We start from the raw sequence: 365 nt of genomic DNA on the forward strand, positions 1-365 counted from the left end.
CCCAACATGCTTACCGCCCGTGAGTTCAACCGCGGCACCATGCAAATGCTCGACGGCCTACGCCCCTATGAGCGTCTTGGCATGCGGATCCCCAAGGTTCAGATCGTCATCAACTGCCTGGACCAGACCAATGACTCCCGTGCGATTCACGAGAATGTGCGTGCCATCTTCGATGAGCATCAGGACATTTCTGTGCTCGAAACGACTGTTCCGGATGCAGTCGTTTTTCGCAACGCAGCATCGCGCGGGCTACCAGCGCACCGCCTCGAAACGCGGCAACCCTCCAATCGCACATCAGCGCCCGCGCTGGAAATCATCCGTAACCTGGCCATCGAGGTCTTTCCCGAGTGGACTGACCGCTTCCT

General features: G+C 58.6%; 1 pseudogene. It reads left to right on the forward strand.

Features of this window, described 5'->3' with window-relative positions:
* Nucleotides 1-365 (forward strand): annotated as a pseudogene (locus HMPREF2924_RS32795) (ParA family protein); the annotation flags it as partial.

This window comes from Pseudomonas sp. HMSC063H08 (assembly GCF_001813645.1).
GTDB lineage: Bacteria > Pseudomonadota > Gammaproteobacteria > Pseudomonadales > Pseudomonadaceae > Pseudomonas > Pseudomonas aeruginosa.